Here is a 22726-nt window from a genome sequence, read left to right on the forward strand (position 1 = left end):
GATGTCCCATTCCTCCCCCCTCACCGCGCTCGTGCACACCCTGCGCTACGAAGCTGACGGCATCATCAGTGTCGAGTTGCGGCCCTATGGCGACACGGTATTCGCGCCGTTCGAAGCCGGGTCGCACATCGACCTGCACTTGCCCAACGGGCTGGTGCGCAGCTACTCGCTGCTCAACTCCCCGAGCGATCAAGGCCGCTATGTGGTCGGCATCCTGCGCGATCGCAACAGCCGTGGCGGTTCGGAATATGTGCACGGACAACTGCGGGTCGGCATGAAGCTGCCGATCTCGTCGCCGCGCAATAACTTCCAGCTCGACCTCAGCGCCAGACACAGCGTCCTGGTGGCCGGCGGTATCGGCATCACACCGATCTACTGCATGTTCCGCCAACTGCTGGCGCTGGGAAAATCCGCCGAGCTGATCTACTGCGCCCGTTCGCGGCAGGAAGCGGCCCTGGTGCAAGAGCTCAGCGGCCTGGGCGCGAAAGTGCACTACCACTTCAACGACGAAAAAGGCGTGCCGCCGGACCTGGGCGCTTACCTGGCGAATCAACCTGCCGATACGCATTTCTACTGCTGCGGCCCGACGCCCATGCTCGATGCCTTCGAAAGCACCTGCGAAGGCCTGGGCTATCCCCATGCGCACATCGAGCGCTTCGTCGCGGCTGAACTGCCGCCCTCCGAAGATGCGCAAAGCAGTTACAGCGTCGAACTGAAGAAATCCGGCAAAACCCTGTCGATCGAGCCGGGTTTGAGTTTGCTCGACGTGTTGCTGGAGGCGGGTTGCGACATCGACTACAGCTGTCGCGAAGGGGTGTGCGGGTCGTGCGAGACGCGGGTGCTGGAGGGTGATATCGACCACCGTGACGGCGTGCTGACCAAAGCCGAACGTGCGGCCAATAAATCCATGATGGTGTGTGTGTCAGGGTGCAAGAGTCGTCGTTTGGTGCTCGATCTATAACGCTGTTAGTTAGTTCACCCGTTAAACAGGCCGACAGTGTTGTCGGCCTTTTTTTATGCGCGTGAAGTAAAGACGCACAGATAACGTGCAATTTCGTTACCCCGCCAGCGCCCTGTTTCACGGGCAACACAAGAAAATGCGTTTCCCATATAAACCATTGTTTTTACTAGACAAAAGACAACCCGGTAGAGTTGGCATAGTTTCTGCTCTATTCACATCAAGTTCATAGGCCAGACGCCGTATTACCTGTGAAACAGTCAATACCGACACGCAACTGATAAGAGCAACACTTTCTGGTTATTCATCCCTGCCTTTTTCAAGGCGGCGGAAAAGTGTTGCCAGTCACTTAACACTACAGGGGAGGTCAACATGAAGAATAACGTTCTATGCCTGGGATTGATGTTGTGCAGTTGCGTCAGTTTCGCGGGCGAGCCCGGCCCTGCTGCGCCCGAAGCATCAACGACCGGCAAAAAGCCTTTCCCGCATATCGCCTGGCGCAGTGACGATGGCGACAGCAGTCTGGACATCGGTGGTGCGTTGCGCACCAACTACCGCGACGAACATTGGGACACCACTGAAAACAATGGTCGGTTTCTCTTCGACACTTTCCGCATCGACGTACAGGCCACTTACAAGAACCTCTACAGCGATGTTGGCTATTGGTTTCAAGATGACGGAAAGCGCTCCATTGATCGCGGTTTTGTCGGTTATCGCTTGAACAGCAATTCGAACCTGCAACTGGGCGCACCCTTCAAGCCATTCGGTCTCGAACCGTATCCGCAGTTCGGCTGGAGTTATCACCTGCCCTTCTTCATGGGTTATGGCGTCAGCGCCGGCACGGGTTTGAAATACAGTTACAAGGATAAGGAGTGGGATGTGCAACTGGGCTTCTTCCCGCGCATGTTGCCGTCGGACATTCGCTACTCGCCGGAAGTCGGGCGCTACGCTGATCTTAAAGACAATGCGATCCCGTTCACCCAGTCACGCCAGGACAACGAGAAACACAACCAGATCAACGCCCGCGTCGCGCGGACCTTTACCAACGATGGCTGGAAAACCGAGATCGGCGCATCGGTCGCCGCCGCCCAGCTGTACAACGACACCACCAAGGGTGACGGCGACTATTGGGCCGGTGGCATCCACGCCATCATCAACAAAGGCCCGTGGACCGTAACCACCCAAGGTATTCGCTATGAATACGACCCGAAAAACCCGGCAGGCGTCAGCGACGATTCCGTGCTGATGGGTGGCAACGGCCTCACGCCCGCCTACTTGATCGCCTCTAAAGCTACTTTGGTTTCACTGAACGTCGGTTACGACATTCCAACGCCGAAACTCGGGCAATTGAAGAAGATCAAGCTCTACAACGACTACAGTCGCATGATGAAAGACAAAAGCGGTTGGGACGACTCCCAGATGTATACCGTCGGCGCGCAATTCCTGGCCATGCCGATCATCGCGTGGCTCGACCTGACCTGGGCAAGGAACGCCAACCCGTACGGCGGCGCGGAGAATGGAACGGGCTTTACCAACACCCAGTCGGTGGGGAGTAATGAGTGGTATTACCGGACGAATATCAATATCGGGTATTACTTCTAACGCCAGTGAAATCACAGGCAAACACGATGTTCTGTAGCAGCTGGCGAAGCCTGCGTTAAGCGCGACGCTATACGTGTGGCGAGGGGATTTAGCGAAACGTCGCAGCGGCCCCAAAATCTTTACGACTGCTGCGCAGCCGGACGGGGATGAATCCCCTCGCCACAGGTTCGCCAGCTGCTACAGTTATTGATGTTCGTTTAAACAAAAGGCCCCTGAAGGGCCTTTTTCTGCATTGAAATTATTACGCGCTACGCCACGACTCAACGGTGTCGGAGCCATGTTCGGCCTTCCACTCTTTAAGCGTTTTGTGATTACCGCCTTTGGTTTCTACGACTTCGCCCGTTTTCGGGTTTTTATAAACCTTCACTTGGCGCGCTTTGCGAGTGCCTGACTTCGGCTGGGCTGCGGGCGTGCGGCTACCTGCTTTTGGATCGAGCAGGTTGACGATGTCTTTCAGGCTGTAGCCGTACTTGGCAAGCAACGCGCGAAGTTTGGTTTCGAATTCAATTTCCTGTTTGAGGCCTGCATCCCCTTTTAAGGTTTCAAGCGCTTTGAGCTGCTCGGCGAGGTGTTTTTCAAGTTGGCGGAACTCTGCAAGTTTGGACATGGAAACCTCTATCTGATTTGTTTTCTAACGTTACACCAAAAATAAGCGTTCGCTAGAAAGATTGTTTTTATGTGACTCATTTGGCTAATAGATTGAATCAAGTAGCAGGCGCATGGTCTTGTCAGGGCAGTAGATCAAGGCCCTTCCGAGCACTCAGAGGTAACGTCAGCCTGGACACCGCACGAAGGCGCACTATGGTTTTTCAGAGATGAAACCAATGGACTAACCTGCCTGCATTGATAGTTGAATGCACAGATCAGTCGTAAAGGACGTGCAATGCTCCCCAGTGAAGAGCCAGGATTCAAGGTAGAAAGCGCCCCCGAGGCTGCCGCTGCAAAAGCGGTGCGTGCGCGAACCATCTTCCGACTCACCGTGAGCTTCATGCTGCTGGTCGTCTTTGCATTCATGGCGGTTGAAGGCTGGCGGGAATGGCGTGACTATCGCGCCGCGTTTGCATCGGCCCACGACTCGGTAACGAATCTGGCGCGCGCAACGGCTCAGCATGCGGAAGATGCCATCCGGCAAGTCGACGTGCTGACCACTGCGCTCAGCGAACGGGTGGAAGGCGACGGATTAGAGAACATCGACGTCCCGCGCATTCATAAATTGCTGATAGAGCAATCCAAAATAATGCCCCAACTGCATGGGTTGTTTATTTATGGCGCCGACGGGCATTGGATTGTCACGGACAAGGAAATAACCCCCGATACCGCGAACAATGCCGACCGCGATTACTTCAAATACCACCGTACTCAAGAAGATCGAAACGTGCGTATCGGCGACGTCGTCAAAAGCAGATCCACCGATGATCTGATCATTCCCATCTCCCGCCGCTTGAACAACAAGGATGGCTCCTTCGCCGGTGTACTGCTGGGAACCCTCAAGGTCAGTTACTTCATGGACTATTACGGCGATTTCAAAATCGATGACAAAGGCGCTCTGGTGCTGGCCTTGCGCAACGGAACCATCCTGGTTCGACGCCCTTTCATGGCATCCGTCGTCGGTAAAAGCCTGGCCAATAGCGAGATCTTCCAGCGCTACTTGCCACACGCCAACGAAGGCGTCGCAGAAGTCAGAGCGGTCATCGACGACACCGATCGCCTGTACGGTTACAGAGCTTTGACGACCTACCCCCTAGTCGTGCAAGCCGGGCTTTCGCGCGAGTCCATCACGGCACCCTGGCGCCGTGATCTTCTGAAAACCGGCTTCGTGCTGATTTTTTTGATCGCCGTACTCGCGGTCTTCGGCCTGATCGTCTTGAGTCAGTTGCGCCAAAGAATGGTGATGGAACGGCAACTGCGTCGCGTGCACCAGGCGATGCGGGACATGGCGCTGACGGACAGCCTGACCGGGCTGGGCAACCGTCGGCGTCTGGATACAGCGCTGGTCGATGAAATACGCCTGGCCAGGCGCCAAGGCTCATCGCTCGCCGTGGTCATGCTCGATGTCGACTACTTCAAACGCTACAACGACCGGTATGGCCATGCCGCGGGCGATGACTGCCTGAGCGCCGTGGGCGGCGCGATTCAGCGGGCGGTCAAAAGACCTGGTGACCTGGCCGTCAGGTACGGTGGAGAAGAATTTACCGTGCTGCTTCCCAACACGAACACCGCAGGCGCCAAACAGGTTGTCGAGGACATCCTGGACGCCATACGAGCCCTGAACATCGAACACGCCGAGTCTGCGCTGGGCAAAGTGACCGCAAGCGCCGGGATAGCGGTAAGCCGGCCGAGCATCGAAGACGTCACGCCGGCTGCCCTGCTGAAGTTGGCAGACGCGCAGCTCTACCTGGCAAAACAACAAGGGCGCAATCGCTGGTGCTGCGCCGACGGGCCCACTCATCAAGCGATTATTCCGCCGTTATGAGAAACATTCGCAAATAAGTGTTTGGCAATATTTCGTAACTGCGTATGATATTGATTCCCAATAACATCAAAATCATACGTGAGCTCGCATGCCCTCTCCCATCGCCCTGTGTTCACCCCATACCGTTACGCCGCGCGCGCCTTTGGCACTGCGCCCTCTGGCTCTGGCCGTGCACATGCTTGCGGCCGGCATCGCCTTCGCGGCGCCCTCGGTGCAGGCGGCGGAACACACTGAGCAGACAGAGACGGGAAGCTCTGTGATCTTGGCACCGATCGCTATCACGGAAACTGACAATCGCAAGCCCAGCGCGGTGACCGAAGACACCCATTCGTACACGACCGAGGCTGCACGCACGGCCACGCCGCTGAGCATGTCGCTGCGCGAAACACCGCAGTCGGTCAGCGTCGTGACCCAACAGCGCATACAGGACCAGGACCTGAAGACGATCCTCGACGTGGTCAATAACGCCACCGGTGTGTCGGTCAACCGCTACGAGACCAGCCGGGCACAGTTCAACGCTCGCGGCTTTGAGCTCAACTCGCTGATGATCGATGGCGTGCCCACCATCTATGAGCAGCCATGGAGTTCGGGGGAGATTTTCAGCAGCCTGGCCATGTATGACCGCGTTGAAATAGTGCGTGGCGCGAACGGTTTGATGACCGGTGCCGGCGACCCTTCCGCGTCCATCAATATGGTGCGCAAGCGCGCCAGCAGTACGGACCTGAAAGGTTCGGTCGAATTGAGCGGCGGAACATGGGACACCTATGGCGTCGAGGCCGATGTGGCCACTGCGTTGAATTCGGAAGGTACGATCCGCGCACGACTGGTCGGGGAGACCAACGAGGGCGACACGTGGATCGATATGAACTCGAACAAGCGCCAGACCCTCTACGGCACGATGGACATCGACCTGACGCCCGACACCACGCTCTGGTTCGGTTTGAGCCATCAGGAAAGCAACGCCGACTCGCCGATGTGGGGCGGTCTGCCCGTCTGGTACGCCGACGGCAGCCGCACCCACTGGAGCCGCTCCAAGACGACTTCTGCCGACTGGAGCAAGTGGGACACCACCTACAAGACCTACTTCGTCAACCTTGATCACACCTTTGCCAACGACTGGACAGTCAACCTCAGCTACAACCGTGGTGAGCGAACCAGTGACTCTTCCCTGCTCTACCTTTCCGGCAATCCGGGGCAGAACGGCAGCGCCGGCATGGCTTCGTTCCCGGCGACCTACAAGACCGAAACCACCCAGGATGACTACGGCATCCGCTTCAACGGCCCGTTCTCGATGCTGGGTCGTGAGCACGAACTGGCCTTTGGTTATGTGGACAGTAAACAGAAGTTCGACGCCGATTCACTCGACGCGCAGACGGGGTTCGGCGGGGTAGCCGACTTCGATGCCTACAACGGTAAGTTCCCCGAGCCGGTGTGGGGCCCGAAGACAGACTACGGCTACAGCGAGACCCGACAAAAAGGGCTCTACGCCGCCACCCGCCTGAACGTGACCGACGATTTCAAAGTGATTCTGGGCGCGCGTGAGAGCTGGTACGAGCAGACCAGTGATGACGTCTTTTCCGAAGTGAGCAAGACCGATGTCGATCATGAGCTGACCCCATATGCAGGCGTCGTCTACGACCTCAACGACAACCTCTCGGCCTATGCCAGCTACACGGAAATCTTCCTGCCGCAGTCGGTCCGCGACCGCAATGGCCAGACGCTGGAACCGATCGTTGGTGAAAGCACCGAGCTGGGGCTCAAGGGTGAGTACTTCGATGGCCGCCTGAACGCCTCCGCCGCGATTTTCCAGATCAAGCAGGACAATCTGGGCCAGAACACCGGCGCGCTGATCGACCCTGCGAACCCTGTCGGCGGCTTTGCCTACGAGGCCAGTGAAGGCGCGACCAGCAAGGGTTTCGAGCTGGAAGTTTCCGGCGAGCTGGCAACCGACTGGAATGCCTCGGTGGGCTACACCCAGTTCAAGGCTGACGATGCCAACGGCGACGACGTCAACACGCTGTACCCGACCAAATTGCTGCGCACCTTTACCACCTACCGTCTGCCCGGTGCTTTCAACAAGCTGACCATTGGCGGCGGGGTCAACTGGCAGGACTCGATCTACACCTATGCCATCAACCCGGCAGGCAACTCCGAAAAAATCCAGCAGGATGCCTATGCACTGGTCAACCTGATGGCGCGCTACGAGATCACCGAAAACCTCTCGGCGCAGGTGAATGCCGACAACATCACCGACGAAAAGTACTTCGACATCTTCGACGCCTACGGCGCCCTGACATACGGTGCACCGCGCAGCTTTACGGCTTCGGCGAAGTATCGTTTCTAAGGCAAGCACTCGGCACCGGCGTTGGGCCGGTGCTGATCGGACCCGCTTGCGAGCGCAGCAAGTCCGTCCGGCCGATATCACCGGGAATGATCTATGATCGGCGGCCATTCCTTCGAGTGTTCCCCCCATGATCAAACGTTGCACGTTGCTCGACCACGACGGCTGGCTGCCGCTGCGTGTTGCCCTGTGGCCTGATTCCGCCGCAAACAATGACGATGACAAACAGACGATGCTGAGCGCGCCGGAGCGTTATCTGGTGCTGATCTTCGTCAGTGAGAACGGCACCGCGCAAGGATTTGCCGAGGCATCGATTCGGTCTGACTACGTCAACGGTACTCACTCCTCGCCTGTGGCCTTTCTCGAAGGCCTGTACGTTCAAACTGACAGTCGCCGCCAAGGCATAGCGCGGCAACTCGTGGCGGGCATCCAACAGTGGGCCGAAGAAACAGGCTGCACCGAACTGGCTTCGGATGCACTGCTGGATAACCAGGCAAGCCATGCCATGCATGAGTCATTGGGCTTCGCGGAGACCGAGCGGGTGGTTTACTTTTTGAAGCCTTTGGGGACTTTCAAGGCGTAGGGGCGACGCAAGACCGTTCAGTCCAGGCTCACCCAGGCACGCTTGGCACCTCAAGCCCGACCTTCACGCGGTCCAGCGCCACGATGGTCTTGAACCAGGTCACGTTGGCGTTTTCGGCAAACAACCGCCGCGCCAATGCCTGGTATTCCTGCATGCTGGCGACGGTCAGCACCAGGACGAAATCCACTTCGCCCGTGACGTAATAACACTGCTGAACTTCGGGCACGGCAAAGTGTGCCTTCATCGCTTCCAGTGCCTCGATACTGGTGCGCTCGGCCATGACTTCCACGATGATCGTGATCGGCCGGCCTACGGCGGTGGGGTCGACGATGGCGACATTGCCCGTGATGACACCCCGCTCTTGCATCCGCTTGATACGGCGCTGGACTGCGGCCGTGGAGAGGTTGACCTGTTCGGCCATCAGCCGCAGCGGTGTGGTGTTGTCACGCTGGACGAGGTCCAGGATGGCACGGTCGAATTTATCCAGGGATTCGGATGCAGCGTCGGTTTTGGCCATGGTCGTTCCGCGAGAAATTTTCTCGAAAACTAGCAGAAAACTGCGACCCTTTATCTAGCCGCGAGAAATATTATCTTGCCGACAGCCTGCAGGTGCAGCGTTGGTCGGGAACTCACACAGGATATTATCGGCATGCTCGCACTGTTCCATCTCTCCCCCGTCCTGTTGGTGACCGCCATGCTCGTGGTGCTGCGCCGGCCACCCGTTCACGCCGCCATCGCCGGCACGCTATTGGTCGTGGTGCTTTGGCTCGCCGGCGCGGCCGATGCCTGGCACCTGGGCAGTCTGATAGCTGCCGCTCAGGACACCGCCGTGCTGTTTGCAAGCACAGCCTTCGTGATCGTGCCGGGGCTGGCGTTCGTGATTTTTATCGAGCGTCTGGGCGTCAACCAGGCATTCAGTCAGTGGGTGCGTTCGTTGGGTCTGGGGCGCGGCGATCAGCTGGTGTTCATCGTCCTCGGGCTCGCACCGCTGCTGGAGGCAATGACAGGGTTTGGCGTGTCGTTGATCGCAACCGTACCTTTACTGCTCAGCCTCTTTGAACGTCGCGTTGCGCTGCGAATTGCCCTGGCTGGCATGGCAATCATGCCGTGGGGCACGCTGGGCCTGGCGTCGGTCATTGGTGCCTCGCTGGCTCATCTGGACGCCCCTGCCCTGGCGTCGACTTCGGCGTTGACCAGCGCGCCGGTGTTCCTGGCCCTCAGTGCGATGGCGCTGTACCTGGCCGGTGTTCGCGAGTCGCGGGAATGGCGGTCGCTGGGGGGGTTCTGGCTGCTGTTCGTGGGTGTGCTGTACTGCGCCAGTCGATGGCTGGGGCCGGAAGTGGCTGGCGTTGCTGCGGGTCTGGTGACGGCAGTAGCCGTGCTGTCCGCCGGGCTGCGTCGCCGTGATGGCGAGCGCGGTGCGGTGCAATGGCCGCGTCAGGCATGGCCGTATCTGGCGCTGATCGTTCTGATTGTTGCGTTGAAGACCGTGTGGGCGATCACTGCCTGGCAGGATCACTGGGTCGTACAGGGCGCGCAGGTCAGCTGGAAACCCCTCGCCTCGCCTGGCGTGGCGTTGATTCTGGTGCTGATCGGGCTCTGGTTTCACACGCGCACTACACAACGCCAGCCAGGGTCTGACGTCAGCCTGCCGGCTGCGTTGGTCGCTCGGGCAAAGCGGCCGCTGTTGACGATTTTCTTCTTTCTCGCGATGTCGCAAATGATGGTGAAAGCCGGCTTTCTGGCGGGCTTGATGCAATTGCTCGCAGGCCTGTCGCCGACCGCCGCGACGTCACTGGTGGCGATGCTTGGCGCGCTGTCTGGCTACATGACCGGGTCGAATGTGGGTGGCAACGCGATCTTCATGCCGGCTATCGCCCTGTTGCCCGAAGGCTCCCGCCTGTTGCTGGCCGCCGTGCAGAACAGCGCGGCGGGTCATGCCGCACTGGGTTCGCTGTCGATCGTCATGCTGATCCTGGGACTGGCTAAAACTCAGGCGCAGGAAGAAAGCGATCTGGTCAGGTTCGGTTTTGCGCTGGTTTGTCTCAACACGGTGTTAGTCGCGTTGGGCGCGGTGTTGCTCACTTAGATGATCTCCAAACGAGCAAAATTCTGTGGTGAGGGGATTTATCCCCGTTGGGCTGCGAAGCAGCCCCCAACCCTGCAACCTAGGTCTATCAGGTTCACCGATAGTGATGGTTTTGGGGCTGCTGCGCAGTCCAACGGGGATAAATCCCCTCACCACAAATGTATCCGTACCGCTCAAGTGAACAGCACTCTACAATTGTCGGCTTTTTTCGCGACAGGAAGTCACCATGCAACGCGTCGTCATTCTGGGCAATGCCGGTAGCGGCAAATCCACCCTCGCCCGCGCACTTGGCGAGCGCCTGGGTATCCCCGTGGTGCACCTGGACAAGCTGTTCTGGGAACCCGGCTGGGTAGAACCCGACGCCGAGCAATTCCGCGCACGGGTCCGCGAAGCCATTGAACCGGACGCGTGGATTTGTGAAGGCAACTATGCGCGTCGCACCTTTGAACTGCGCCTGCCTCGAACCGACCTGATCATCTGGCTCGACACGCCGCGCCTCACCTGCTTGACCCGGGTGATCCTGCGCAGCGTCATGAACCGCCCTCGCCCAGACCTTCCAGCCGGCTGTACCGAGAAGATCGACCGGGCGTTCCTGACCTTTTTGAACTTCGTGTGGACTTTCGACCGAGGCTACCGTCCAGGTATCGAGTCAGTGCGCCTGGCCGTTGGCCCGCATGTTCCAACCCTGCACCTGCGTGGCACCCGGCAAATTGCCGCGTTTCTCGATAGCCTGCCCGCGACTTCTGAAGGTTGCCTTGAATAAAGCGAGGGTGGCCAAGCACTGACTTGGAGAACCGCTCGGCTCTTGTTTCAACAGAACACCCAAGACAACGAACCCGGCGATTACACAGTGGTCAAACCATGTGATGGCATCGCCCCTGAGCAAAGGCCTCAAGCCAGTTTCATTCACGTGCGACGCTTGCGATTCACACACTTCAGGGTGCACCGGATAACCTTCAGTCGCCTCGCTCCTGCCTGACGCAGACGTCGAATGCCACTGCTGCCATCCACTGCTCCCTTATCGGAGTACGGACATGACTCATTCGATGCGCTTCTTCCTCTCGATCTTCCTCGCGACCGCCTCATTGGCCTCGGCGAGCTTCCTCAACACAGCAGGGGCCGCCACCGCCGAGGACCTGGATGCCGATTCTCGACAGGCGTTGCAAACGCTCTACAAAGCTACGCCCTTTGCCGAAACCATCGCGCACAAAGCCAAAGCCGTGCTCGTCTTCCCGAAAATCATCAAGGCCGGCCTGGTGTTCGGCGGCAGCTATGGCGAAGGCACCTTGATGAAAGGCACGAAAGTGGAGAACTATTACAACTCCGTCACCGGGTCATGGGGGCTGCAGGCAGGTGCCCAGTCGTATGGGTATGCAGTGTTTCTGATGACCGACAAAGCGGTGAAATACGTGAGTGAAACCAAGGGCTGGGAAATTGGTGTCGGCCCAACCGTTGTAGTGGTCGATGAGGGGGCTGCGAAAAACCTGTCCAGCTCGACGCTCAAAGACGACGCGTATGCGTTTATTTTCGACCAGCAAGGCTTAATGGCCGGGGTCAGTATCGAAGGGACGAAGATTTCTTTGATCAAGCGTTAAGGCGGGCAGGAAAAGATAACTGTGGCGAAGGGGTTTAATCCTTCGCCACAGCTTCGTTACACGCTCTACTGGCATGTACTCGTCGAGCTTCGGTTACAGTGCCTCACTGAACCCCACTCACGGACAGCTTCATGGAGCGACTCCCTCCTCGTGGCATTGATGCAAGCGGCTACATCCTGACCTTATCCGACGTCGACATTCAGCCGGAGTTTGAGGGCCTGATCGCGGATGTGTGCGCAACGCTCACTCCGTCGGCACCACTGCTGGACGGAATTTATCTTTACGGCAGTGTCGCAAGAGGTGATGCCACGCCCGGCGCTTCCGACCTCGACCTGACCCTCGTACTTCGTACCCCTGCGACCCTTCACGATAGGGAAGCCCTGAAGCGCAAAAAAAGTGCGCTGGAAAGGCGGCACAAGGAGGTCACGAAAATCGATTTCGACATCGGCAGTCGCTCTGAAGCGCTCGCAGTGGAAAATCGATTGAGCTGGGGCTACTGGCTCAAGCATCACTGCCGTTGCTTGTGGGGGAATGATCTGGCTGAGCGCTTTGAAAAATTCAAGCCGTCTCGTGATATTGCCATTGCCGTGAATGGTGATTTTGAAAGCGTACTCACCCGGTACGCCCGTCAGGTAGAGCAGGCGCCAACGTTCAAGGAGTTGCAACGACTGCAACGGGAAGCGTCCCGAAAACTCGTCAGGGCGACTCACATACTTCGCTCGGATCAACAACCGATGTGGCCGCAAACACTGGATGAGCATGTTGAACTGTTTCTCCAGCAGTACCCATCGATGAGCACTCAGATCTCCTATTTTCTGTCTCAGGCAAAACGTCCCTGCGCAGAATCGAATGAGTTTTCGACTCGGCTGCGGCAGTTCCTTACCTGGATGGCTGCCGAAATAACTTAAACAGAACCGGGCTTCCCCGTGGTGCACGAGCCCGGTCAACCGCTATAAAAAAGTGCACATAACCAGCGCCCCATTCCCGCTCACCGTGCGCAAAAAGATCGCAGCCTCGTTGCACTCGACAGCTCCTACAGGGGATCACGTGTTTACAGCCGGGGCAGTAGCGTTCTGGCTCGCCATTTGCAATCACCTGTCTCGCAGTCAACGCTGATTGCACATACATACGACAAAGGCGCCGTGTAGCTCCCCGTTTTGACGGAGGGGTTACATGGCGCCTTTTTTGTTTCCGGCGGGCAGGTGTTGGCAGAGTGTCGAGGGGCGAGGATGGCTAGCAAAACCGTACGCAGCGTGTGTCCCTATTGCGGAGTGGGCTGCGGCATCGTCATGCAGGTCGAAGCGAATTCGGTGGTCAAGGTTGTGGGAGACAAGACCCACCCGACCAACTTCGGGCGACTCTGCACCAAAGGCAATACCTGTGGCCAGGCGATCGAACAGTCGGGCCGGATGGAAAACGCCTACTTGCGCCAGGAACGCAATCGAGACCCGGTGCGTCTCGCGATGGACACGGCGATCAGTGAAACGGCCAGGCGGTTGCGCGAGGTCCTTGATGCGCACGGCCCCGACGCGCTGTCGTTTTATGTCTCCGGGCAGATGTCGCTGGAAGCCCAGTACCTGGTCAACAAGTTGGCCAAAGGCTTTGTCCGCACGAACAATATCGAGTCCAACTCACGCCTGTGCATGGCCAGCGCCAGCAGCGGTTACAAGCTCTCCCTGGGGTCGGACGGACCACCCGGATCCTATGAGGATTTCGATCACGCCGACCTGTTCTTCGTGATCGGCGCCAACATGGCTGACTGTCACCCGATTTTATTCCTGCGCATGATGGATCGGGTCAAGGCAGGCGCCAAGCTGATCGTGGTCGACCCTCGCCGCAGTGCCACGGCGGACAAGGCCAGCCTGTTTCTGCAAATAAAACCCGGCACCGACCTCGCCCTGCTCAATGGCTTACTGCACCTGCTGGTGAAAAACGGCCACACCGACCCGGACTTCATCGCCTCCTTCACCGAAGGGTGGGACGTCATGCCCGGGTTCCTGGAGGACTACGCTCCCGATACTGTCGCCGCAATCACCGGGATTCCCGAGGCTGACATTCGCCAGACGGCCGAGTGGATCGGCCAGGCCGCCGAGTGGATGAGCTGCTGGACGATGGGCCTGAATCAAAGCACCCATGGCACCTGGAACACCAATGCCCTGTGCAACCTGCACCTGGCCACCGGAGCCATTTGCCGGCCGGGCAGCGGACCTTTTTCCCTGACCGGGCAACCGAACGCCATGGGCGGTCGAGAGATGGGTTACATGGGACCCGGTCTGCCTGGCCAGCGCTCGGTGCTCGTCGAGGCGGACCGGGCGTTCATCGAAGACCTGTGGGACATTGCGCAAGATAGCCTGCCCCGAACTGTTGGCGGCGGCACCGTGGCGATGTTCGAGCAGATGCGCTCAGGGCACATCAAAGCTTGCTGGATCATCTGCACCAACCCCGTCGCCTCCGCCCCCAACCGGCAGACCGTCATCGAAGGCTTGCAGACTGCCGAACTGGTCATCACCCAGGACGCCTTTCTCGACACCGAGACCAACCGCTACGCCGACATCCTGCTGCCCGGCGCGCTGTGGGCCGAGGCCGAAGGCGTGATGATCAACTCCGAGCGCAACCTGACGCTGATGCAAAAAGCCGTGGAGCCACCCGGCGAGACGCTGCCGGACTGGCAGATCATCGCCCGGGTCGCCTGCGAAATGGGCTTCGCCCAGGCCTTCAGCTACGCCTCTGCTTCCGAGGTGTTCGATGAGATAAAACGCGCCTGGAACCCCAAGACCGGCTATGACATTCGGGGCGCGAGTTATGCGCGCCTGCGCGAAAAACCGCTGCAATGGCCCTGCGCATTGGATGACACGCCGGACCGAAATCCGATTCGCTACCTCAACAACGGCGCCAGCCAGACGCTCAAGGTCGAAGCCGATGGCAGCCAACCCGCCATCGTGTTTCCCACTGACAACGGCAAGGCGACGTTCCTGGCGCGTCCGCACCTGTCACCGGCGGAAATGCCGGGGCAGGATTTCGCCTTCGTGCTCAACACCGGTCGCCTGCAGCATCAGTGGCACACGATGACCAAGACCGGCAAAGTCGCGACGCTGAACAAGCTCAATCCCGGGCCCTTCGTCGAGATACACCCGCAAGACGCCGCCAGCCTGGGCATTAAGGACAAGGACCCGGTCGAAGTCCGTTCGCTACGGGGCCGGGCGGTGTTACCCGCCGTGGTCACCGACCGCGTGCGGCCAGGCAATTGCTTTGCGCCCTTCCACTGGAACGATGTGTTTGGCGAAAACCTGGCGATCAACGCAGTGACCCATGACGCGGTCGATCCGATTTCCCTGCAGCCCGAATTCAAATTCTGCGCGGTCGCTTTGCAACGGATCGAGCTGATCGAGCATGCGTTCCTGGACATCCCGACCCGTATCGATTCAAGCACGCCATCCGTGAGCAGCAACCCTGCGACCGCGCCCTCTTCCACAACGGACAACACCCCCTCGGTGACGCTGCTGTGGGCGTCGCAAACAGGTAACGCCGAAGCCCTGGCCGAGCGTTTTTCCTCGCGTTTGCGCGACGCCGGCCTGGCGGTGGAGCTGAGTGCAATGGCCGACTTTCCGGCGAGCAAACTGGCCAGCACCCAGACACTGGCGTTGATCAGCAGCACCTTCGGTGACGGCGATCCTCCTGACAACGGCGAAGGTTTCTGGCACACCTTGAACACTGCCGAGACACGCCTGGAATCGCTGCGTTTTGCGGTACTGGCGTTGGGTGACCCCAATTACGACCAGTTCTGCCAGCACGGCAAAAGACTCGATCAGCGTCTGCAGGAACTGGGCGCGACACGGCTGATGGAACGCGTCGATTGCGATACCGAGTTCGAGGCTCGCGCAGACACCTGGCTGGCGCAGTTGCACAACACGTTGATGCCCGCGCAGTCGGTGAGGGTCGCGCCCACACAAAACGTGGTGGTTCACGCCATCGAGACGCCCAGCAAGGCCAATCCCTACTCGTCAAGGTTGTTGGTCAATCGGCACCTGAACCACCAGAGTGAAAACAAGGAAACCCGAATGTTTTCACTGGCCCTGAATGACTCCGGGCTCACCTATGAGGCCGGCGATGCCTTGGGTGTCTGGCCGCGCAACTGCCCGGAACTGGTCGGCGAGTTGCTCGAACGAACCCGACTGGGCACTGACACCACCGTCAACGTCGATAAGCTGGGTGATATCCCGTTGCACCAGGCCCTGACCGAGCATTTCGAAATCGCCCGGCCGAACAGCGACACCCTCGCATTCATCGCCGAGCGCAGCCCCAACCCGGCGCTGAAACAACTGCTGGGCAGTGAGCGCAAGGCGCAACTGAAAGACTGGCTGTGGGGTCGGCAACTGGCGGACGTGTTGCAGGAGTTCCCGATCGACTGCTCGGCCAGCGAATTGTTGGGCACGCTCAAGCGCCTGCAACCGCGCCTGTATTCAATCGCCTCGAGCGCCAAGGCACATCCCCACGAAGTCCATCTCACCGTGGCAGCCGTCCGTTATGGCAAGCGTAAAGGCACCTGCTCGACCTTCCTCGCCGATCGCGCAGAACGCGGTGAGGTCCCGGTATTCGTTCAACCGTCGAAGCACTTTCGCCCACCGGTCGATGGCGACCTGCCGATCATCATGATTGGTCCTGGCACGGGCGTGGCACCGTTTCGAGGGTTCCTGCAAGAACGACGTGCGCGGGGTGACGAAGGTCGCAACTGGCTGTTCTTTGGCGAGCAGCACGCCGCGACCGATTTCTACTATCGAGAAGAACTGGAAGGTATGCAGCGTGATGGTCTGCTGACTCGACTCAGCCTGGCGTTTTCCCGTGATCAGTCAGAGAAAATCTACGTGCAGGATCGCATCCGCGAACACGGCGCCGAGCTTTGGCGGTGGCTACAGGAAGGGGCGCAACTGTACATCTGCGGGGATGCCAGTCGCATGGCCAAGGATGTCGACCTGGCCCTGCGCGAGGTCGCGCAACGCCAGGGTGGACTTGACCCGCAGGGCGCCACTGAATACTGGCGTCACCTGAGCGAGCAGAAGCGCTATCTGCGAGACGTTTACTGACTAGACACAGCATCAGCCCAGGCGGGCGCAGCGATTTTTGCCCCGCCTGACGCGGTCGATTGCGATATTCGGTTACATATTACCGCTGCGTTAAACGCTTCGAATCTCCCCGAACCTGGCGATATTAAGTTTCGTTTAAGGTCGTCTCCCTACTCTCGCGCCCAGGCACATCGCTGCACAAACACGTGCAAACAACTGGGCATTCAGGTTATGAACCACCTTTCAAACAATACGAATCCACCGTTCAGCATTGTTCTGGTCAATTACAAAACACTCGACATCACCAAAGCCTGCCTCGAGCTTTTACACAAACACGTCGGTCACAGAAACATCCCGGTCTGGGTCGTTGATAACGACTCTGCGGATGAGAGCGTTGAATACCTGCGCTCGCTGGACTGGATCAACCTGATCGAACGCAAGCCAGCCGGCAAGGAAGCGGGTCACATGGCGCACGGCAGAGCGCTCGACATGGCGCTGGCGCGCGTCTCGACCGACTACCTGTTCCTGCTGCACACCGACACCTTCATCTACGATGAATCGGTGTTCGACATGATGTTGAGCAAATGCATCAACGATCCGCAGGTAGCGGCCGTAGGCTGTGTCGAGCAACTGGATCGCGGGATGATCAGGTCTTCCTGGCGTTATGCCTCGCGGCTATTCAAGCACCATTTCCGACGCCTGAAACAAACCTTGGGGATGCGCTCCAAAGACCCGAAGCCCTGGCGTGAAGTCCACCTGAAGAGTTTTTGCACCCTGTGGAACAGCGGGCTCATGAAGCAGCATGAACTGCATTTCCAGCTCGATGATCGTGTGCCCGGTTACACGCTGCAAGATCGCATGGTCGAGATGGGATACCGCGTCGAATTCCTCTCGCCCGGAACGATATTTAAGTACCTGGACCACATCCAGGCCGGCACAGTCGCTGCCGCCGGTGGCTACAACACCACCCACCGCCGCAGCAAGATGTACAACGACATGCTCAAGCGCATCGGCAAAACCGGCTTTGCACAATGAACGTCCTGCTATTGGCTTGACCGATAGCAGCGTCGGCGCCTGCGATGCTCCAAGCGATTTCTGCACTTTTTCTGCAGGTGATCACTGGATTTTCCGCCGTTCATACCTACGCTCTTTTGCGGGGGACTCTAGTTCACCGGTGGTCCGGGGCTGGGCCTGTCCCGAACGAAATGACGGCTTAAACCCTTGGAGCAAACACCATGACCTTGTCACGAAAACTGTTCATCGGCGTCGCCCTGACCAGCCTCCTGCTCAGCGGTTGCACCTCGAAAGTCACGGAGCGTCAGCAGTACTCCGGCTTCCTGCCCAACTACAACAACCTTGAAGAAGTGACCACCACCAGCGGCGAAAAAGCCATGCGCTGGGTGAGCCCTTCGTGGAATCCGAACGCGTATGACACGGTGGTTTTCAACAAGCTGGAACTGTACCCGGCGCCGCAGCCGAATGAGCGCGTCAACCGTCAGACGCTGGATGATTTGCAGAATTACATGACCAGTCAGGCCAAGGGCGTGCTCGGGCAGAAGTATCGCGTGGTGACGAATCCTGCCTCCGCCACCGCGTCGAAGACCTTGATTCTGCGAGCAGCAATTACCGGGGTAAACGCCGAGAACGAGGGCATGAAGTGGTATGAAGTGGTTCCGGTGGCGGCCGTGGTGGGCGGTGTGACCGCCATTACGGGACATCGTGATCAGGACACCACGCTGTTCATTGAGGCCGAGCTCATCGACGCAAGCAACAACCAGACGGTGGCAAAAGTGGTACGCAAAGTCTTCGGTACCACCTTGGAAAACGACAGCCAGAAAATCACCGCCAATGACTTCAAGGTAGCGATCGGTAAGCTGACCAGTGATTTGAGGGCGTTCATCAAGTAGTACACCTAAAGGTAAGGTGAAATATTCGAGATCGCGCGCGCTGTTTAAACGTCCTTCTCCCCCACGGGAGCAACGTCATCAATCGCACTGCGCGCGGCCTCGACGCCTTCCAGACAAGCGAGCGCCAAACCTATCCCTTGGATCGGGTCTTAACGGTCTTTTTACGCCCCTTTGCAACGACCTCCTGGTATTCATCGGTACCGGTCTCTTTCGCTGAGCTTGCGAGCGCAGGGCTGCTGCGAACGCGATAACTGGCAGGGGTCTTCTTGACTGAGGAGCGAGCGGTTTGGATGTGAGCCGCCTCGGTCGGCGCCGGGGACACGAAAGCGCCCGGCTCCATTGCAAATCGTTGGGCCAGGGCATAAGCCATCTTGTGACTGATGGGCCGATCGCCGTTCAGCACCTTGGATACCGCTGTTTTATCCCCGATTTCAGGGAGGTCAGAACCGGTGAGCCCAAGTGTCTCCATCAGATCCCTGATCAGTTGCACCGGCGTACACGTCGATTCAAACGCAGCACTCGATTCGCGAAACTGTTCGGAGTCGCGCTGATAGGCGAGCATTTCGTCCTCGAGCTCCACGAGGATTTTCTCCTCAACCTTGCTCAGTTCGCGCCCGTCGTTGAGTTCATCGAGCAGGTCGGTCGCGCGCTCAAAGTCGGCGGGGGTCTTGATGCCGTGCACGAACTCACCGCGCAGGCGCTCCAGCACCGCGGTCAACTCGCCAAGCGTGGCAATCATTGTTTGTATATCAGGGCGGCCTGCGCTCATCGTTTCATCCCTTTATTGCTTGCATACCAAACGTTGGCGGCGTCGTAATCGGCGTGCGTGTAAATGTGTTTGACGTAGAACTTCTGCCGGAAATAGTTGACGCCACCTATCACCCGCAAATTATTGCCGCCTACGTCGATCACCACCCAATTGGCCGCAGCTCTCGGCTTGAACAAGTCAATACCGTGCAAGCCGAACAGCTTTTGCAAGTCCGGGAACGATGTCGGGCGGGCCATCTTCAACAATCGCCGGCAACGTTCAAGGCCAGCCCTTTCGTTCGGGTATAAGATCGCCGCGTCGTCAAAACGCGATGGCGTGAGTATGTCCATGGGCTTCCTTGTCTATGGGCCGATGCTACTCTAGTTGTGTTTTTTGACAACCCCTGTTTGTCGGTAGCATCGTTTGAAGATCATAGGTGAGCATCAAGGCGCGGATGGCGGTTGGCAACAGCCGCACATACGTTCCACCTTCGGGGAAAATCAGTCGGCGCTCGATTTGCAAGCGATGGACTCAAATGCTCCTGGCGGAGCGGAGATTTCATGCAGGCGGTAGTCAGGCCAGATGACTTGCCAGGTCCAGCCCGATACCCTGACCTCCTCCCGTCGCCCACTTCACCCAGACGAGCATGTCATGAAATCCCCCGCAGGTTTGTTGCTGTCAGCCATCGAGCTGGATCGTGCCAGCGCCATCCCCTTGTATCGCCAACTGTATCTGCAGATTCGCAAACAGATACTCAACGGCAGAATCCAGGGCGGTGTACGCCTGCCCTCGACCCGAACCTTGAGCAACGAGTTGGGGTTGTCGCGGATCACCATTCTCAATGCGTTCGATCAGCTGATAGCCGAGGGTTTCCTGGCCTCGCGCACGGGCGCAGGAACCTACGTCGGCACGGACTGGGAAAGTCGGGGTACCGAGAACGAACAACAGTGTCCGCCACCGCGCCTGTCCGACCTGAGCCAGTCGATGCTGTCACTGCGCAGCGATCATTTTCGGGGGGTGTCCTATGCCGATTGGGACCCCTCCACCCCGACCTCCTTTCTGCCCAGTCACTGCTCCTATGACGCCTTCCCGCAAGCGATCTGGCGGCGCCTGATGAACCGGCATCTGCTCAAGCCCACCAAGACCATTCTGGGTTATGGGGAGTTGCAGGGCTTGCAGGCGTTTCGTTCGGCGATTGCCGAATACGTCTTCGATGCCCGTGGTATCGAATGCAGTGCCGGGCAAGTGGTGATCGTTTCCGGTGCGCAACAGGCGTTCAACCTGCTGGCGATGCTGCTGCTCAATCCGCAGGACAGCGCCTGGATGGAAGACCCGGGGCACATTGCCGCGCGCATCGCACTGCAGGCCCAGGGCGCTCGGATCGTGCCGTTGCGTATTGATGAACAGGGGATCGATGTCCAGCAAGGGCTCAGCGAATGCCCTGATGCACGGCTGGTGTTTTGCACGCCGTCGCGCCAGCATCCGTTGGGCGTCACCCTCAGTTCTGCACGGCGCCAGGCCCTGATCGACTGGGCCGCGCAGCATCAGAGCTGGATCATCGAGGACGATTGCGACAGTGAGTTTCGCTACGCGGGCCGCCTCCTCCCGGCGCTCTACGCCATGGACCAGATGGCCCGGGTGATCTACGTCGGCACGTTCAGCAAAGTGCTCTTCCCGTCATTGAGGCTGGGTTACGTGATTCTGCCGCAAGCCCTGGTCGAACCCTTCTGCACGTTGCGCGCGGTCATGGATCGCAGTCCGCCGACATTGCTGCAAGCGACCACGGCGGACTTCATGGAAGAAGGCCATTTTCTGGGACACATCCGCCGCATGCGGGCGCTGTACAAGGCACGCCAGCACGCCTTGATCGAGCAGTTTGAAAAGCAGCTTGGCCACTTCTTCCGGATAACCCAAACGGAAGCAGGCATGCACCTGATCGCCTGGCTGCCTCCCGAAATTAATGACGCTGACCTCGCCCGGCAATTGTCCTTGCACCACATCCACACTTACGCCTTGAGCGATTACCGCATCAAGCATGCCCTGCCGCCGGCCCTGTTGATCGGCTTTGCCGGCACGCCTGAAAACCAGGCGAGGGAGCGAGTCGAAGCGCTGGCGGTGGCCTTGCGCACCCTGGGTTATCTGCCAACGACTGCCTGATGCCAGGCAAAGTGGTCATAACAATTAACTGATAATGGATCTATCGAGAGTTCCTGACTGGCGCGATAAAGAGTGCGCCGGTAGACCCGGTGTCTGAACCAGGAACGACTCTAATGAACAATAAGATCCAGGAACGATTCAACGCTTTGCTCAGCCATAACGTCGTCGAACACGGGGACGTTCCCGTGCTGAATGACGCACTGGCCCGGCGGCTGCTGGAGCGTCTGGGGCAATTACGCCTGTTTGCCCACGCCTACCCGCTACTGACCAACCTCACCCACGGTCGTGTCACCCCGGCCGAGCTGCTGGACTTCGCCTACCGCCACGAACTGCAAGGCCTGAGCCTGCACTTGCTCGATGGCGAGGAAAACAGCCTGAGCCAAATGTCACCCGCCCAACTGCTGGCGTTTGCCGCCAAGGCGCGGGCGCTGGAGCTGGATGTGCACCTGGAAATCAGCAGCACGCTGAAAAAGGATGTCGATCAGGTCGTCGCCATTGCCTTGACCCTGGGGGTGCGCAACATCCGTGTCTACTCCCGTTACGAGGGCACGCTGTCGCAGGTGATGGACGTGATCGAGACCGACCTGCACTACCTCGCGCAACAAGCCGACCAGCACGATCTTTACTTCGACTTCGAGCAGCATGAAGAACTCAAGAGCGGCGAAATCGCGCAGTTGCTCAACCGTGTGAATCACCCACGCCTGCACGCCCTGTTCGACTTCGGCAACATGATCAACGCCTGCGAACAGCCCCTGCAAGCCCTGCGCAACCTGGCCCCGCACATCCGCCAGACGCACCTCAAAGGCGTACGCATCGTCCCGGAACAAAACGGTTTCGGCCATTACGGTGTGTTGCAGGGCAGCGACGAAGACGACCTTCCCGGCGCCCGCCTGCTGTTCGAATTGTTGATGCTGGGCGAGTCTTCTCCCCAGGTCATCGCCTTCATTCTCGAGCAGGAAAACCACTACGTGGCCCCGGCTTTCCGTCAAAGCCAGGAGGCAGCCGATCCCTTTATTGCCTACCGGGAAATGAGCGATACACCGCTGCCGGAAGGCTTCTCGCTTGAGCGAATGCTGGCTGATGAACACCGTTGGGCGAACAACCAGGTCGCCTATGTCCGCAGTGTCCTGGCCGAATTGCGCACCTTGGCCGAACTGACCCTGGCCAGCTCATCCAACGCCTGATCCCGACGACCTGATAACGCCCGGAGAAC

The 22726-nt window shown here is 58.7% G+C and carries 18 protein-coding genes; 14 read left to right on the forward strand and 4 right to left on the reverse strand.

The window, feature by feature from the left end; all coding sequences use genetic code 11:
- The first annotated feature begins 1 nt into the window (after nucleotide 1).
- Nucleotides 2-961, forward strand: a complete 960-nt coding sequence (locus tag AC3ZVB_RS25050; RefSeq protein ID WP_490148010.1) for a PDR/VanB family oxidoreductase — start codon at nucleotides 2-4, stop codon at nucleotides 959-961.
- Nucleotides 962-1330: 369 nt separating this feature from the next.
- Nucleotides 1331-2560 carry a hypothetical protein gene (locus AC3ZVB_RS25055; RefSeq protein WP_490148011.1) on the forward strand — a complete coding sequence of 410 codons (1230 nt, stop codon included), beginning with the start codon at nucleotides 1331-1333 and terminating at the stop codon, nucleotides 2558-2560.
- A 241-nt stretch (nucleotides 2561-2801) separates the two neighbouring features.
- Here the strand turns inward: AC3ZVB_RS25055 and AC3ZVB_RS25060 are convergent, their stop codons facing one another.
- Nucleotides 2802-3167: a histone-like nucleoid-structuring protein, MvaT/MvaU family gene (locus AC3ZVB_RS25060; protein ID WP_162438825.1), complete on the reverse strand. Its 366-nt coding sequence runs from the start codon at nucleotides 3165-3167 to the stop codon at nucleotides 2802-2804.
- A 276-nt stretch (nucleotides 3168-3443) separates the two neighbouring features.
- Between AC3ZVB_RS25060 and AC3ZVB_RS25065 the strand changes: the two genes are divergently transcribed.
- From AC3ZVB_RS25065 to aac(6'), 3 genes are all read left to right on the forward strand, one after another.
- On the forward strand, nucleotides 3444-5033 hold the full coding sequence (locus tag AC3ZVB_RS25065; protein ID WP_490148012.1) for a sensor domain-containing diguanylate cyclase: 1590 nt from the start codon (nucleotides 3444-3446) through the stop codon (nucleotides 5031-5033).
- An 88-nt stretch (nucleotides 5034-5121) separates the two neighbouring features.
- The gene (locus AC3ZVB_RS25070; protein ID WP_490148013.1) at nucleotides 5122-7377 is read left to right on the forward strand and encodes a TonB-dependent siderophore receptor; all 2256 of its coding nucleotides are present in this window, start codon (nucleotides 5122-5124) and stop codon (nucleotides 7375-7377) included.
- Nucleotides 7378-7504: 127 nt separating this feature from the next.
- Entirely contained in the window at nucleotides 7505-7957 is a 453-nt protein-coding gene (gene aac(6'), locus AC3ZVB_RS25075; protein ID WP_490148014.1) for an aminoglycoside 6'-N-acetyltransferase, read from the forward strand.
- Nucleotides 7958-7985: 28 nt separating this feature from the next.
- Here aac(6') and AC3ZVB_RS25080 read toward each other — a convergent pair whose 3' ends face one another.
- Nucleotides 7986-8474 (reverse strand): Lrp/AsnC family transcriptional regulator, encoded by a 489-nt coding sequence (locus tag AC3ZVB_RS25080; RefSeq protein ID WP_162438821.1) that lies wholly within the window; start codon nucleotides 8472-8474, stop codon nucleotides 7986-7988.
- Nucleotides 8475-8606: 132 nt separating this feature from the next.
- Between AC3ZVB_RS25080 and AC3ZVB_RS25085 the strand changes: the two genes are divergently transcribed.
- The 7 genes from AC3ZVB_RS25085 to AC3ZVB_RS25115 all read left to right on the forward strand — a co-directional run bounded on the left by AC3ZVB_RS25085 (nucleotide 8607) and on the right by AC3ZVB_RS25115 (nucleotide 18608).
- Entirely contained in the window at nucleotides 8607-10046 is a 1440-nt protein-coding gene (locus AC3ZVB_RS25085; RefSeq protein ID WP_490148015.1) for an L-lactate permease, read from the forward strand.
- Nucleotides 10047-10272: 226 nt separating this feature from the next.
- Complete coding sequence (locus tag AC3ZVB_RS25090; RefSeq protein ID WP_490148016.1) at nucleotides 10273-10809, forward strand: AAA family ATPase; 537 nt, start codon at nucleotides 10273-10275, stop codon at nucleotides 10807-10809.
- A 271-nt stretch (nucleotides 10810-11080) separates the two neighbouring features.
- Complete coding sequence (locus tag AC3ZVB_RS25095) at nucleotides 11081-11641, forward strand: lipid-binding SYLF domain-containing protein (protein WP_490148017.1); 561 nt, start codon at nucleotides 11081-11083, stop codon at nucleotides 11639-11641.
- 131 nt (nucleotides 11642-11772) lie between these two features.
- The gene (locus AC3ZVB_RS25100; RefSeq protein ID WP_490148018.1) at nucleotides 11773-12549 is read left to right on the forward strand and encodes a nucleotidyltransferase domain-containing protein; all 777 of its coding nucleotides are present in this window, start codon (nucleotides 11773-11775) and stop codon (nucleotides 12547-12549) included.
- Nucleotides 12550-12870: 321 nt separating this feature from the next.
- A complete protein-coding gene (locus AC3ZVB_RS25105) occupies nucleotides 12871-16722 on the forward strand; it encodes a bifunctional nitrate reductase/sulfite reductase flavoprotein subunit alpha (protein ID WP_490148019.1) in 3852 nt (1283 codons plus the stop codon).
- Nucleotides 16723-16932: 210 nt separating this feature from the next.
- Nucleotides 16933-17736, forward strand: a complete 804-nt coding sequence (locus AC3ZVB_RS25110; protein ID WP_490148020.1) for a glycosyltransferase — start codon at nucleotides 16933-16935, stop codon at nucleotides 17734-17736.
- Between the two features lie 200 nt (nucleotides 17737-17936).
- Entirely contained in the window at nucleotides 17937-18608 is a 672-nt protein-coding gene (locus tag AC3ZVB_RS25115; protein WP_162438814.1) for a DUF3313 domain-containing protein, read from the forward strand.
- A 130-nt stretch (nucleotides 18609-18738) separates the two neighbouring features.
- Here AC3ZVB_RS25115 and AC3ZVB_RS25120 read toward each other — a convergent pair whose 3' ends face one another.
- Both AC3ZVB_RS25120 and AC3ZVB_RS25125 read right to left on the reverse strand, forming a co-directional pair.
- Nucleotides 18739-19377 carry a helix-turn-helix domain-containing protein gene (locus tag AC3ZVB_RS25120; RefSeq protein WP_194693575.1) on the reverse strand — a complete coding sequence of 213 codons (639 nt, stop codon included), beginning with the start codon at nucleotides 19375-19377 and terminating at the stop codon, nucleotides 18739-18741.
- A complete protein-coding gene (locus tag AC3ZVB_RS25125) occupies nucleotides 19374-19706 on the reverse strand; it encodes a type II toxin-antitoxin system HigB family toxin (RefSeq protein ID WP_162438812.1) in 333 nt (110 codons plus the stop codon). Before AC3ZVB_RS25125 ends, AC3ZVB_RS25120 begins: the two co-directional genes overlap by 4 nt.
- A 301-nt stretch (nucleotides 19707-20007) precedes the next feature.
- On the opposite strand from AC3ZVB_RS25125, the gene pdxR reads away from it, so the two are divergent.
- Together pdxR and AC3ZVB_RS25135 are read left to right on the forward strand one after the other, a co-directional pair.
- Complete coding sequence (gene pdxR, locus AC3ZVB_RS25130; RefSeq protein ID WP_490148021.1) at nucleotides 20008-21513, forward strand: MocR-like pyridoxine biosynthesis transcription factor PdxR; 1506 nt, start codon at nucleotides 20008-20010, stop codon at nucleotides 21511-21513.
- A 113-nt stretch (nucleotides 21514-21626) separates the two neighbouring features.
- Entirely contained in the window at nucleotides 21627-22697 is a 1071-nt protein-coding gene (locus AC3ZVB_RS25135; protein WP_490148022.1) for a sugar phosphate isomerase/epimerase family protein, read from the forward strand.
- Nucleotides 22698-22726: the final 29 nt, after the last annotated feature.

The organism is Pseudomonas sp. MDV22-iso1, assembly GCF_058145095.1.